Consider the following 599-nt stretch of genomic DNA (forward strand, 5'->3'; position numbering starts at 1 on the left):
GCGCCTTCCGGCACATTAAAAGCGCCCTCATCAGCGACTTGCGCCACCGCAGGCGGCGTTTGCTTGCGCGGGGAATACAGGCGAATAAAGTTATTGAAAGGCCCGTTCTTCAAGCGCCATTGCTGTTCCAGGTTCATCCCGGAACGATCCATCACATCCACATCGGCGCCTAACAACAACGCTTGATAACCCGGCGCGCGTACCGCAAGAATCCGGCCGATAGAATAGTGTAGCCAGCCCGCCTGCTGTTTCTCGTCAAGACGCTCGCCCCAGGGAGGATTACCCACCACAATGCCGTTGGCGACAAAGTCGCGTGGCCGCAGCGCCCCCAGCTCCCGGCGCTCAAAATGAATCGCATTGCGCACCCCGGCACGCTCGGCGTTCTGCAGTGCCAACGGCAGAGTCTTGCTATCGGCATCAAAGCCTTTCAATGACAACGCCGGCACTGGGCGATTCGCGCTCTCACCGGCTTCCTGCTGAGCATCCAGCCACAACTGGCGACGACAACCGCGCCAGTGCTGGAAACCATAGTGCTGGCGCTGGGCCCCTGCCGCGCGTCCGGCAGCCATCAAAGCGGCCTCAATCACCAGGGTGCCACT

Annotated in this window: 1 pseudogene; it reads right to left on the reverse strand. The window is 61.1% G+C overall.

The annotated features are described in order from the left end of the window. Positions 1 to 599: pseudogene (locus A3754_RS24890) on the reverse strand (23S rRNA (guanine(2445)-N(2))/(guanine(2069)-N(7))-methyltransferase); the annotation flags it as partial.

The organism is Alcanivorax sp. HI0083 (genome assembly GCF_001635175.1).